Origin of the sequence: Bifidobacterium sp. W8114 (genome assembly GCF_016101165.1) — a bacterium.
Taxonomy (GTDB): Bacteria; Actinomycetota; Actinomycetes; order Actinomycetales; family Bifidobacteriaceae; genus Bombiscardovia; species Bombiscardovia asteroides.
Genome location: NZ_JACFRA010000003.1, coordinates 87990 through 100125 on the forward strand (window position 1 = coordinate 87990; position 12136 = coordinate 100125).

A 12136-nucleotide genomic window follows, 5' to 3' on the forward strand; every position below is an offset into this window, starting at 1 on the left:
GATCATGGCTTCCCAATCTGCGGCAGAGCGTGCCAACGCCCATCGGCGGCGCATGGTCGGCCTGCGGCAGGATCTGACCTCTTTCTGGTTCCTCCTGCCCATCCTGGCCGTCTTCGTCATCCTCTTCGCGGTGCCGCTGGTGCAGACCATCATCTACTCGGTGACCGACTTCAACGGCTACAGCCTGAACATGCACTATGTGGGCTGGAAGAACTATCACAGCGTGTTCACCGATTCCTCGACCATGCAGGGTCTGGTGTTCACCATTCTGTACGCTGTGGCCCAGACGGTCCTGGTGACCATCTTCGCCATCCCCTTGGCCGTCACCCTGAACCGGAAGTTCTGGGGCCGCAACTTCGCACGCTCACTGTTCTTCTTCTTCAGCGTGCCATCGTTGGCAATCATGGGCATGGTCTGGAAGTACATTTTTTCGCCTATGAAGTCAGGTGTCATCAACACCATCCTGGGCGTCTTCGGCCTGGGGCCGGTGCCCTGGCTGTCCAACTCGACCCTGGCCCGGTGCTGCGTCATCTTCATCGCCGTCTGGGCACAGATCGGCTGGCATGCCACCCTCTACCTGGCTTTCCTGCAGTCCATTCCCGGAGACCTCTATGAGCAGGCCACAGTGGACGGGGCCAGCAGCCGCCAGCAGTTCGTCCACATCACCCTGCCCCAGCTGATTCCGGGCATCGTCACCTCAAGTTTCCTCCTCATGTCAGGTGGCCTCAAGGTTTACGATCTGCCCTACACCATGACCAAGGGCGGCCCCGGGTACTCCACCTATACGGTGACCCAGTCCATCATCCAGCAGGGCATCGGCCAGTCCCAGTACGGGTTGGGCTCGGCCCTGGCGGTTTTGTTCACCTTGGCTACGGCCCTCGTGGTCTTCGCTCAGATGGGTGCCGCCAGCCTGATTTCGAGGAGGTTCCAATGAGCAGCAGCAAGAGCTCGACTCTGACACTGAGCCAGCGGGAGCGGCGGCGTTCGGTGGTCAGAAGCGTGGTGGTGCTGATCATCGCCCTGATCTGCGCTGTGCCCCTCTGGTACATCCTGATCAACACCTTCAAGACCGTCCCCGACATGGCCACCAATCCCCTGGGCCTGCCCAAGCAGTGGACGTTGCGCAACTACACGCGGGCCTTCGCCACGGTGCCCATCGTCCGCAGCCTGGTCAACACCCTGATCGTCACCTTTTTCGGTGTCCTCTTCCAGGTGCTGATCGGAGCTTTGGCTGCCTACGGGATGATCCTGCGCAAGTCGATCTTCACCTCGGTCATCGGGGTGATCCTCATGATTGCCTTCGTCATTCCCGCCCAGTCCACCCTGATTCCCCTCTACCGGATGGAGTCCAGCGTGGGGCTTGTCAACACGCTCCTGGGTCTGATCGTCATGTACCTGGGCGGGGCGGTCTTCTGCTACTTCCTGATCGTGGGCTACATGCAGTCCCTGCCCTTCGAGCTCATCGAGGCCGCCAGGATCGACGGTGCCGGCCCCTTGAGGATCTTCTGGAGCATCGTGCTGCCACTGATCAGGCCCATCCTGACTACGGTGGTGGTCTTCCAGACCATGTCGACCTGGAACGACTTCATGACGGCCAACGTTTTCATCAGCAGCTCCAACCTGCGCACCATCGTCCTGCAGGTCTACAACGCAGTCGGCCAGTTCACGACTGATTGGCCCAGCTTCATGACCATTACGGTCCTGGCCCTGATTCCGGTCTTCATCTTCTTCATCTTCTGCCAGAAGTGGATCGTTTCCGGGCTGGTTGCCGGAGCGGTCAAGGGGTAAGGCGCCCAGTCGAAAGGTCGTAGTCAATGGCGGCGGTCGGAGGTTCCGGCCGCCGCACTCATGAAGGATCGGAGTCATAGTCCATGGAGGAATTCGCAAGCGCACATCAAGGATCGAAGGGGACGGGATTGGCGAGCAACCCTTTGCATCGCTACTGCGCGGACCCGGATCTGGTCATGATCGGGGACCGCTGGTACCTCTATTGTACCGAGGACGGTCTAGCTGGTTGGTCCTCGCACGCCTTCTACGTCTATGAATCCGGAGATCTGTGCCACTGGACTCGCCGAAAGATCTTGGACCTGGACCAGGTCCCCTGGTGGCATGGGAGGCAAGGTGCCTGGGCTCCCTGTCTGCTGGTGCGCCAGGGGCGCTGCATCCTGTATTTTGTGGCAGACGGGCAAATCGGCCAAGCTGTCGCTCCCGGCCCAACCGGCCCCTTCCGGGTGGCCCAGGAGCCATTCATCGCCCGAGGGGACTATGACTGCGTGCCCATTGATCCCTCGGTCTTTGTGGATGACGACGATATACCCTACCTGCTCTGGGGCAATGGCCGTGCCTACATGGCGCGGCTGAGCTCGGACGGCATGTGCCTGGAAGATGGCTCGGTGCGCTCCGCCGTACCCGACAATTTCCGCGAAGCCATCACTGTTTGCCGACGGGGAGACACCTACTATGCTTCCTGGTCGGAGAACGACACCAGGGATCCGAACTACCGGATCCGCTGGTCCAACGCGCCATCGCTGGATGGGCCCTGGACCGCACCCCAGATCCTGGTCAAGGCTGATTATGACAAGGGGATTCTAGCCACGGGGCACCACTGCATCACCCGTGTGCCGGGCCGGGATGATTGGATCGTGGCCTACCACAGGTTCGCCAGGGACGGCCAGGGCGACGGCTGTCATCGCGAAATCGTCTTTGCCCCCTTGGATTTCGCTGATGACGGTGCCATGGTCCAGGTCCGTCCGCAGGTGGGATCCTACTGGTACCCGGCCCGGGACCAGGTCACTCCCTGACGATGGGGTGGCCGCCGAAGGCGCTGCGCAGAGCGGAGACCACCTTCATGGTCATGGGATCCTCAATCTTGGAGGACTGACGGGCGTAGAGGGCCGAGGTGATGGCCGGTGTGGGCACCCCCAGCTCCAGGGCGTCCGCAATCATCCACTTGGTCTCACCGGTCTCATCGGCCTCGCCGGCGATCCCGCTCAGGTGCGGATCCTCCTTCAGGGCCTGGGCCAGCAGGTCCAGCAGCCAGGACTGGATGACCGAGCCCTTGCGCCAGGACTCCACCACTTCGCCTGGCTCCCTGATCAGGTCGGAGGCCTCCAGGACCGCATACCCCTCGGCCAGGGCCTGCATCATCCCGTACTCGATGCCGTTGTGGATCATCTTGGCATAGTGGCCCGCGCCGGTTCCTCCAGCGTGGACCAGGCCGTAGTCGCCCTCGGGCTTCAGGGTGTCAAGAATGGGCTGGATCCGGGCCACGTCCTGGTCAGATCCGCCGACCATCAGGGCGTACCCCTTCTCCTTGCCCCAGATGCCGTTGGAGGTGCCCACGTCCACCAGGCCTATACCCTTGGCGGACAGGGCTTGGGCGTGCTCCTGGTCCTGGGTGAAGCGGGTGTTGCCGCCATCCACGACCAGGTCGCCACGTTCCATCAGCTCGCCCAGCTGATCAAGTGTGGACTCGATGGGCTTGCCGGCCGGGACCATGACCCAGATCACCCTGGGGGGCTCCAGCGCCTGGATCAGGGCCCCAAGGCTGCCGACATCCCTGCCCGAGTTCGGAGCGATGTCGTAGCCGATCACCTGGTGGCCGCCGGTACGTAGGCGGTCTGCCATGTTCTTGCCCATGCGTCCCAGGCCAATCATGCCAATCTTCATAGTGTCAGTTCCTCTCCTTGACTGCAACAGTGTGAAGTTGACCGCGGCGGTTGGTTCTCGGCTGCGGTCGGGCCGAATCGTCGGTGCTACTGGCGGGCTGCCTGCCGGGCACGCTCGGCCTGAACCTGGGCGGTGTGCGCCTTGACGTAGCTCTGAAGGCCCAGGGTGTCGATGACCTCTTCGGCCTCGATCTCAGGAGACATGCGCAGACCCACGTCGATGGTCAGGTGGACTTCGTCCGGTCCCAGGGGTTCCAGGTCATCGAACTGGGAGCGGAGCATCTGCGGCTTCATGAAGTGGCCCTTCCGCTTGGAGAGCCGTTCCATGATGGAGTCGTAGTCCCCGCTCAGGTGAATGAAGACTACCCCCGGCATCCGCAATCGTTCACGATAGATCCGCTTCAGGGCCGAACAAGTGACCATTCCGGGCACTCCTCGCCGCATGTGGTCCTCGATCCAATCATGGATACTGTCCAGCCAGGGCCATCGGTCCTCGTCGTTCAGGGGGATGCCGCGAGCCATCTTGTCGATGTTGGCCTGCGGGTGGAAATCGTCGGCCTCGGCCATGTCCCAACCCAGCTTGTTGCCCAGGTGCTCGTTCATGGTGGTCTTGCCGCAGCCGGCGACCCCCATGATGACCAGAATGGGGGTGCGGCCTTGGAAGTAGTCCGGGGGAACCGTGTTGTCCACTGCTGAGGGCACCTGCGGCTCAGGGTGTTCTTCTGCGCTCAGCGCGTCGGAGTTCTTCAACGTTGTGTCGACCATGTGTAACCTTTCTGAAAAGTGATTTGACAATGACGCTCAGGCAGTGATGGGCACAAAGATGCTGGCGACCATGACCAGAACCAGGACCACTACCGACAGCAGGCATTCAAGAACCGACCAGGTCTTCAGGGTCTCGCCGACACTCAGGCCGAAGTACTCCTTGATCAGCCAGAAGCCCGCGTCATTGAGGTGGGAGAGGAAGATGGACCCAGCGCCGATGACGATGACCAGGAGGGTAGTGGCCATGGAGCCTGCATGCATCATGGTCATGGCATTGCTGAGGATGCCGGCCGTGGTCAGGATGGAGACGGTGGCCGAGCCTGTGGCGATGCGCACGAAGACGGCGATGACCCAACCCAGAAGGAAAATGGAGATGTTGGAGTTCTCTACAAAGGTACCGATGATTTTGCCGATGCCGGTGGAGACCAGAACGCCCTTGAAGCCGCCGCCTGCGCCCACAATCAGCAGGATGCCTGCCACGGCGGGAAGCGAGGCTCCCAGGGAGTCATTGACGGTCTTCCAGGAGATGCCCGAGGCTGCCTTGAGGACCAGCATGGAGACAATCAGCGCTATGGCCAGGGCCATGACCGGGTTGCCGATGAAGTTGATGGTCTGTGCCAGGCCGTCCGTGCGGTCCATGAACCCGGGAATGGCAATCTCGAAGATGGAGGTCAGCAGCATGAGGACTGCTGGCAGTAGGATGCAGCAGACCGAGAGGCCGAAGGATGGCAGACGGGTCTCTTCCTTGCCCGCCTGTTCGCTCTTGGCCACGAAGTCAGCCGGGGCTTCGATGGGTACCCAGCGGGAGGCCAGTCGGGAGAAGGCCGGGCCCACGACGACCAGGGTGATCAGGGCGAAGGGGATGCCGAACATCATGGTCAGGCCTACGTTGCCGGTCTGCTTGAACTGGCTCAGGGCGGCCAGGGGACCAGGGTGAGGAGGCACACAGGCGTGCATGATGGACAGGCCTGCCAGGGTGGGGATGGCCACACGCATCAGGGGAAGCTTGGTGCGGCGGGCCACCAGAATGATGACCGGGACCAGAATGACCAGGCCAACCTCGAAGAACATGGGCAGGCCGATCAGGGCGCCGATCAGGGCCATGATCCAGGGGATGGTTGCGGGCTTGGACTTGGCGACCAGGGTGTTGACCACCTGGTCAGTGGCTCCAGTGTCCATGAGGACCTTGCCGATCATTGCTCCCAGGCCGATCAGAATGCCCACCGAGCCCATGGTGGAGCCGAACTCGCCAGTGAAGCTGGCCAGGGTGGCCACGGGACCGTAGCCGGAACCGATGCCGACCACCAGGGCGGCACCCAGCAGGGAGACAAAGGGATGGAGTTTGACGACAGTGACCAGGAAAATGAGCACCACCAGGCTGAGCACCAAGCTGATGCCCAATTGGGTGGTGTTCAGGGAAACGGCCTGACTCGCCGCCAGGGTTAGGTACCCGTCGGCTGTCGGCTGCGACGCTAAAAGCATGGCTACCTCTTCTCTGAGGGTGCGAACCATTCGGCATTATCAGCTTTCCGGCTCTTTTTTTGCATTACTTAATATCAACAGAGTGATATTAAGTATGCCTTAACAAACAATATCCTACACGAATCTGGGACGGATTGGAAGATGGCATGCTGAAAGCAGGGTTGAGCCTCTACTTGTTTGCTGAATCGTCTGATCGCTCTGAATACGGGACCGATTGCTAGAGTGGAATCCGTGGAAAGCGCGAGTAAGCCTGATGACGAAACGGCTACAGAAGGCACCCTGCATGACCGGCTGCTGGACCAGTGGGGGGCGGCCATCGTCGATGGCACTATCGCACCGGGCGACAGGCTGCCCTCCCCGGATCTGGATAGCCAGAGGCCTTCGCGCACAGTGACTCGGGAGGTTACCAGTGTTCTTGAGGCCATGGGTCTGGTCACTGTCAAGCGCAAGGTCGGTGCCACAGTCAATCCTTGTCAACATTGGAATATTTATGATCCACAGGTGATCGAGTGGAGGCTGCGCGGACCCGACCGGGGGCGGGCCCTGCATGAGCTGTCCGAGCTCAGGGCATGCGTGGAGCCCATGGCTGCCCAGCTGGCGGCCGGCCATGCTGATCAGGATCAATGGGCGAAGCTGACGCGGGCCGCTATTGATATGGTGGCCAACGCTGACCGGGCCGACGGGCCGGACTATCTTCGGGCTGACGAAACCTTCCATCGAACCCTGCTTGAGGCATCGGGCAACGCTATGTTCGCGGCGCTGGGCGATGTGATTGCCTCAGTGCTGTCCGGGCGGACCCGGCATGAGCTTATGCCCAGAAAGGCCGATGAGAAGGCTCTGCGGCTGCACGGCGACGTGGCTGCGCTGATACGTCGGGGCGATGCAGAGGGGGCACGGCATGCCATGGAGTGGATCGTCGACGAATCCGATCGGGCTGTCGAGCAAATGACAAGAAAGGACTCCGAAGATTCCGTCCGTGCTGCGGGTAAGGAATCTTCCGAGTCCTGAGATCCGTGGAGGCTCTTGGTGCAGAAGGCTCAGTTCAGTTTCGAGGCGGCATCAGCGTCCAGGAGCCAGAGGGTCTCTCGGGTGCCCCTGGCATAAGAGGAGGGGACATGGGGATTGTCTGTGGTTCCCAGGGCGGCAGCGACGGCCGAAGCCTTCTCGGCAGTTGAGGTGAACAGCCAGACCTTGGGGGTCCGGTGGATGAATGGCGTGGTCATGGTGACCCTGAGCGGGGGCAGCTTGGGGGAGTTGCTGACACCCGTCACCAGCAGATCGTCGTCCTGCAGCCTGACCTCGGGGCGGTCGGGGAAGAGGGAGGCATAGTGGCCGTCGGGGCCTACACCGAAGACGGCCAGATCCATCCGGCCCTCAGGGCCCAGTTGGTCGATGATTTCCTGCTGATACGTGGCTGCTGCCTGGGTCAGAGCCCGTTCGTTCTCCTCCTGGTCGGCGGCTTCAACCTGAGCTGGGCTGCGAGTGTCCACGGGCATGGAATGCACGTTGGCCTGCGGCAGCAGCCCCTGGTTGATCAGCGAGCCATACCAGGCCCGCCGTGCCTGTTCGTCGTTGCGGTCCGGGTCTTCCAGGCCCACGAACCGCTCATCGCTCCACCAGAGGTGGACCCGGCTCCAATCCACACTCCGGCTCAGGGGATCAGCACCCATCAGGGCATAGACATCCGCTGCGTCACGCCCACCGGTCAGCGCCAGGTCTGCCCGATCCTGACGGGCCAGGAGGTCTCCCAGCTCCAGCAGGATGCGGGCTGCGGTGGCCTGATTGAGCAGCTTGGTTGTGGCATAGGTAACGATACGACGCTCGGTCATCTGATCCTCCTCGCATGCAGGTGATGCTTGCCTCAGCCTACACCCCTGCGTTTGCATATGAATTGGGTTGCCGCCTGGGTCTACTGGTGGTCGACCATTCCCCAGCCGGTGTGGATGACCTCCTGATAGACCTCATCAGGGTCCAAACGACCCAGTTCCTCGCTCATGCAGTCCACAGCGGTGCGCAGGGGCATGGAGATGGTCTGTGGGGCTTGGTCAGGCTGGTTGATTCGGGCCTGATCGTCATTGTGGCGCTCCATACTCATGACTCCGTCAGGACGTTCGAAGTAGACACCGGTGACGGCCCGGGCCTGCGGGTCACGCTCAACGGTGACCGGCACCTTAAGTTTCAGTGCCAGCCAGGAGGCCAAAAGCTCCAATGGCAGGTAGTGGGCCTGGCCGGTCACCCTGACCGAACGGATGGGCAGATGGGGCGGCTGCTGCACCATGGATGTCAGCTGTGCCCGCCAGATGGTGATCCTGGTCCAGGACAGGTCCACGTCCTGATCGCGCGAATGGGCCAGCAGTCCAGCGAAGGCAGCCTGGCGATCGTCGGCTTCCATGGCATCGGTGATTCTGCTTGCGGCCATGGTCCCGATGGAATCCTGCGAGGGATCCAGGGGCGGATTGGTTGGCCACCAAACCACCAGAGGGGCATCAGGCACCAGGAGGGGGATGACCAGAGCATCGGAATGGTCCAGCAAAGCCCCCACTGGTCGCAGGACCACCACCTCGCCGGCGCCGGCATCCGAACCGAAGCGGATTTCGGCATCCAGTGTGCGCTCGCCGTTATGGTCGGTGTTCTTGTAGGAGACGCAATCTTCAGAGGACTGCGCTGCAGCGAACCTCTGGTCCGCTTCCTGCTCGGCCTGATGGTCTTCGGCGTCGGTCACCATGGCGATGACCCGGCAGGGGTGTTCACGGCTTGCTGCGTTCACGGTTTCCAGGGCCGTCTCCAGATGGGCCTGCTCGGTGACGATGACCAGGGTCAGCACTCTTCCCTGGGCGGCCTCTCCCCGCTCCACGTGGAGCTCGTCAATCTCCCGGGCGATGGCGGAGGTAGTGGTGTTGTTCAGTCTGACGATCATGGCATCCTCCAGTGGTATCCGTCGCGGGCCAGCATCAGATCTGCCTCCCGCGGACCCCATGTGCCGGCGCGGTAGGGCTGGGGCTGGCCCTGTCCGGCCCAGAACTCCTCGATCGGGTCCAGGATCTTCCAGGACAGATTGACCTCCTCGGTGGTGGGGAAGAGGGGCGGGTCTCCCAGGAGCACGTCCAGGATCAGCCGCTCGTAGGCCTCCGGGGAGGCCTCGGTGAAGGAACGCCCGTAGGAGAAGTCCATGTTGACGTCGCGAACCTCCATGGCCGAGCCAGGGGTCTTGGCCCCGAAACGCAGGGTCACGCCTTCATCGGGCTGTACGCGGATAACCACGGCGTTGGCGCCCAGTTCCCGGGTGGCCGTGGCCTCGAAGGGCAGGTGGGGGGCACGCTTGAAGACGATGGCGATCTCGCTGACCCGCTTGCCCAGGCGCTTGCCTGTGCGCAGGTAGAAGGGGACGCCGGCCCAGCGTCGGGTGTCTACATCCAGTCTGATGGCCGCATAGGTTTCGGTGGTGGAGGAGGGATCGATCCCGTCCTCGTCCAAGTAGCCGACCACGTGCTGGGAGCCCTGCCATCCGGCCGTGTACTGGCCTCGGGCGGTGTGGGCCGCCAGATCCTTGGGAAGATGGACAGCGGAAAGAATCTTGGTTTTTTCGGCCGTCAGATCCGACGCCGAGAAGGAGACCGGCTCCTCCATGGCTGTCAGGGCCATCAGCTGGAGGAGGTGGTTCTGGATCACATCCCGGGCTGCTCCGATTCCGTCGTAGTAGCCGGCCCTGCCGCCGATGCCCATGTCCTCGGCCATGGTGATCTGCACGTGGGAGACGTAGTTGGAGTTCCAGACCGGCTCGAACATCATGTTGGCAAAGCGCAGGGCCAGGATGTTCTGCACGGTCTCCTTGCCCAGGTAGTGGTCGATGCGGAAGACCGAATCCGGCTCGAAGACCTCGGAGACCACCCGGTCCAGCTCCTTGGCCGAGGCCAGGTCGTGGCCGAAGGGCTTCTCGATGATGACGCGGCGCCAGGCCCCCTGGGTGGAGTGGGAGAGCCCCGACTCGGCCAGCTGACGGGCCACCTGGGGGAAGGCCTTGGGCGGCACCGACATGTAGAAGGCATGGTTGCCACGTGTGCCCCGGACCCGGTCCAGCTCCGAGACGGTGGCCGACAGGTTGCGGAAGGCCTCGGCATCGTCGAAGCTGCCCTTGACGAAGCGCATGCCCTGGCTCAGATGTCGCCAGGTGGACTCGTTGAAGGGGGTGCGGCAGTGGGCGCGGACGTTCTCCTCCGCAAAGGCGACGAACTGTTGGTCGCTCCAGTCGCGCCGTCCGAAGCCGATCAGTCCGAAGCTGGCCGGCAACAGCCCCCTGTTGGCCAGGTCATAGACGGCCGGCAATAGCTTTTTCTTGGCCAAATCGCCGGTGACGCCGAAAATGACCAGTGAGCTGGGTCCTGCGATGCGCGGCATGCGCAGATCGCGCGGGTCCAGCAGGGGATTGTGCCAAGGCGCCTGTCGGCCGCCGCCCTCGTCGGGGGGAGTGGGCTGGTCGGCGGAGCGCGCAAGTGGTGAAGTGTCCATAGTGCTCCTCGTGAAATACCGTGGCTCCCAGTCTACTGTCGGCAGTAGAAGGGCAGGGCTGAATATCCGCTGAAGTGTGCATAAGCGTCGCAAAGGTCACATTTACGGATGGAATCCCTAGAATGGTCCGTATGATTCCCAATGTTCCCATGGCCGAGGACCTGCACCGTCAGTACGCGCCCTCCCAAGCCGCCTATGAACTGATACACACCCACTGCCAGATCGTCGCCGCCCTAGCGGTGCGTATGGCCGATCAGGTCAACGAACACCTGTTGCGTGGTGATGACCCTGAAGGGGTTCTGCCCGAGCGGCCCCTGGATCGTGATCTGGTACGCATAGGCGCCCTGTTGCACGACATTGGCACCTATCGGATCCTCAAGGATGACGGCTCCCAGGGTCGGCCCCTGACCTTCCAGGGCGATCGGTACATCGAGCACGGGTTGGAGGGCTACCGCCTGCTGCTGGGTGCTGGAGTGGACGAGTCGGTGGCCCAGTTCGCCCGCAACCATACCGGAGTGGGGCTGACCCGTCGCCAGGTGGAGGAGGAGCATCTGAACCTGCCCCCGGACGACTACCTGCCGGTCAATCCTGAGCAGGAGGTGGTCATGTATGCGGACAAGTTCCACAGCAAGCACCAGCCGCCTATCTTTGTCTCCGAGCCCACTGCCGCCAAGCGCACGGCCAAGTATGGTCCCGACAATCTGGCCCGGTGGAGGCAACTGGTGGCCCGGTATGGGGTGCCGGACCTGCAACCCCTGGCCAATCACTATGGCATGACCATCGTCTGATCCGGCTGTACCGGACCCCAGGAACTGCGGAAGCGACTGCCGAATTCCCGCAGCATCCACGGGTCTGGTTGATAAGGGTCGACTGGATTGGTCCGGCATGCCGCAACGGCTTTCAGGAAAGAGATCATCCCCTGCGATCCGTAAGCGTAAGGGGCTGCGCACCAGACCGGGTTTCCTTCCAGAACGAGAGGCCGATCCGATCCACGGAGGAAGGCCAGATCCACGCTGATCGGAGCAGGAGATTGACCCTCGGTTGCCTGGAGGGCGCAGTCCTCGGCGATTCTTCGATGCCTGGGGTTGAAGACGGCACCGTCAAAGACCGTGGTGATGGTCCGAGAATTTTCACCCTCATGCAGACAGTATCCGCTGGAGGCCGCAATCCGATTCTTGTCGATGATGACCCGCCACTCCTCATGAATATCCGGCAAGTGGGTCTGGATGCGAATCAGCGATTGCGCAGGTGCTGTTCGTAGGTCATGCTGCAGGTCTGCAAGGGTTCGTCGGGCTGCAGGAAGGCCCGATACCCGTCCGGCAGCCAGTTGCGACCAGGGGCGCTGTCCTAAGCCCGATGGCAGTCGGCGCCAGGTCAGGATGGTTTCGGCCGTCACGGTCAGAATCCTGCGTCCGGTCAGGGATTGATCCAGCTCATCCAGCCACAAGGTCGGTGGGGATGACAGGACCCAGGAAGGACGGCCATGCGAGGCCAGCCAGACGTTCTGGGCGATCAGCAGCCCTGGGGTGATCCATATGGCTTCCTTGACGCCGACTTCCCGAATGGGTCCGAATCCATGGTGATGATGCAGGATGACCCCTTGTTGCGGGCGTGGGCCCTTGCTGCACAAATTGATTTGCTCGGCCACGACCCGGGGTATCCACTCCTCATGGGTGATGACCGAACAAATCAGTGCAGTGCCGTCCGTCCCCGGC

At 62.3% G+C, this 12136-nt stretch carries 12 protein-coding genes; 5 read left to right on the plus strand and 7 right to left on the minus strand.

Annotation, left to right across the window (positions count from 1 at the left end):
* Window positions 1-4: 4 nt before the first annotated feature.
* The 3 genes from H3T89_RS05010 (at window position 5) to H3T89_RS05020 (ending at window position 2801) form a co-directional block, all read left to right on the plus strand.
* Entirely contained in the window at window positions 5-934 is a 930-nt protein-coding gene (locus tag H3T89_RS05010; RefSeq protein WP_015021253.1) for a carbohydrate ABC transporter permease, read from the plus strand.
* Window positions 931-1788: a carbohydrate ABC transporter permease gene (locus H3T89_RS05015; protein ID WP_198203587.1), complete on the plus strand. Its 858-nt coding sequence runs from the start codon at window positions 931-933 to the stop codon at window positions 1786-1788. Before H3T89_RS05010 ends, H3T89_RS05015 begins: the two co-directional genes overlap by 4 nt.
* Window positions 1789-1871: 83 nt before the next feature.
* Window positions 1872-2801: a family 43 glycosylhydrolase gene (locus tag H3T89_RS05020; RefSeq protein WP_015021255.1), complete on the plus strand. Its 930-nt coding sequence runs from the start codon at window positions 1872-1874 to the stop codon at window positions 2799-2801.
* Here the strand turns inward: H3T89_RS05020 and gnd are convergent.
* The 3 genes from gnd to H3T89_RS05035 all read right to left on the minus strand — a co-directional run bounded on the left by gnd (window position 2791) and on the right by H3T89_RS05035 (window position 5915).
* Window positions 2791-3669 carry a phosphogluconate dehydrogenase (NAD(+)-dependent, decarboxylating) gene (gnd, locus tag H3T89_RS05025; RefSeq protein ID WP_198216398.1) on the minus strand — a complete coding sequence of 293 codons (879 nt, stop codon included), beginning with the start codon at window positions 3667-3669 and terminating at the stop codon, window positions 2791-2793. The two genes, H3T89_RS05020 and gnd, sit on opposite strands and share 11 nt — an antisense overlap.
* Window positions 3670-3755: 86 nt before the next feature.
* Window positions 3756-4433 (minus strand): gluconokinase, encoded by a 678-nt coding sequence (locus tag H3T89_RS05030; protein ID WP_232348474.1) that lies wholly within the window; start codon window positions 4431-4433, stop codon window positions 3756-3758.
* 36 nt (window positions 4434-4469) lie between these two features.
* Complete coding sequence (locus tag H3T89_RS05035; protein WP_198203590.1) at window positions 4470-5915, minus strand: GntP family permease; 1446 nt, start codon at window positions 5913-5915, stop codon at window positions 4470-4472.
* Window positions 5916-6146: 231 nt separating this feature from the next.
* On the opposite strand from H3T89_RS05035, the gene H3T89_RS08970 reads away from it, so the two are divergent.
* On the plus strand, window positions 6147-6923 hold the full coding sequence (locus H3T89_RS08970) for a FadR/GntR family transcriptional regulator (RefSeq protein WP_198203591.1): 777 nt from the start codon (window positions 6147-6149) through the stop codon (window positions 6921-6923).
* A 29-nt stretch (window positions 6924-6952) separates the two neighbouring features.
* Here H3T89_RS08970 and pgl read toward each other — a convergent pair whose 3' ends face one another.
* From pgl to zwf, 3 genes are all read right to left on the minus strand, one after another.
* On the minus strand, window positions 6953-7744 hold the full coding sequence (pgl, locus tag H3T89_RS05045) for a 6-phosphogluconolactonase (protein WP_198216399.1): 792 nt from the start codon (window positions 7742-7744) through the stop codon (window positions 6953-6955).
* Between the two features lie 80 nt (window positions 7745-7824).
* Complete coding sequence (locus H3T89_RS05050) at window positions 7825-8832, minus strand: glucose-6-phosphate dehydrogenase assembly protein OpcA (RefSeq protein WP_198216400.1); 1008 nt, start codon at window positions 8830-8832, stop codon at window positions 7825-7827.
* Complete coding sequence (gene zwf / locus H3T89_RS05055) at window positions 8829-10310, minus strand: glucose-6-phosphate dehydrogenase (protein WP_232347162.1); 1482 nt, start codon at window positions 10308-10310, stop codon at window positions 8829-8831. Before zwf ends, H3T89_RS05050 begins: the two co-directional genes overlap by 4 nt.
* 233 nt (window positions 10311-10543) lie before the next feature.
* Between zwf and H3T89_RS05060 the strand changes: the two genes are divergently transcribed.
* The gene (locus H3T89_RS05060; protein ID WP_198216401.1) at window positions 10544-11209 is read left to right on the plus strand and encodes an HD domain-containing protein; all 666 of its coding nucleotides are present in this window, start codon (window positions 10544-10546) and stop codon (window positions 11207-11209) included.
* Here the strand turns inward: H3T89_RS05060 and H3T89_RS05065 are convergent.
* Window positions 11188-12069, minus strand: coding sequence for a hypothetical protein (locus tag H3T89_RS05065; protein ID WP_198216402.1), 882 nt, complete (start codon window positions 12067-12069; stop codon window positions 11188-11190). The genes H3T89_RS05060 and H3T89_RS05065 overlap by 22 nt on opposite strands.
* Window positions 12070-12136 lie beyond the last annotated feature (67 nt).

Bases quoted from the DNA above. Each gene is read 5' to 3' on its own strand.
- zwf (WP_232347162.1), bottom strand. From the start codon at position 10,310: ATGCCGCGCATCGCAGGACCCAGCTCACTGGTCATTTTCGGCGTCACC.
- H3T89_RS05015 (WP_198203587.1), top strand. From the start codon at position 931: ATGAGCAGCAGCAAGAGCTCGACTCTGACACTGAGCCAGCGGGAGCGG.
- H3T89_RS05030 (WP_232348474.1), bottom strand. From the start codon at position 4,433: ATGGTCGACACAACGTTGAAGAACTCCGACGCGCTGAGCGCAGAAGAA.
- pgl (WP_198216399.1), bottom strand. From the start codon at position 7,744: ATGACCGAGCGTCGTATCGTTACCTATGCCACAACCAAGCTGCTCAAT.
- H3T89_RS05050 (WP_198216400.1), bottom strand. From the start codon at position 8,832: ATGATCGTCAGACTGAACAACACCACTACCTCCGCCATCGCCCGGGAG.
- gnd (WP_198216398.1), bottom strand. From the start codon at position 3,669: ATGAAGATTGGCATGATTGGCCTGGGACGCATGGGCAAGAACATGGCA.
- H3T89_RS05010 (WP_015021253.1), top strand. From the start codon at position 5: ATGGCTTCCCAATCTGCGGCAGAGCGTGCCAACGCCCATCGGCGGCGC.
- H3T89_RS05020 (WP_015021255.1), top strand. From the start codon at position 1,872: ATGGAGGAATTCGCAAGCGCACATCAAGGATCGAAGGGGACGGGATTG.
- H3T89_RS05035 (WP_198203590.1), bottom strand. From the start codon at position 5,915: ATGCTTTTAGCGTCGCAGCCGACAGCCGACGGGTACCTAACCCTGGCG.
- H3T89_RS05060 (WP_198216401.1), top strand. From the start codon at position 10,544: ATGGTCCGTATGATTCCCAATGTTCCCATGGCCGAGGACCTGCACCGT.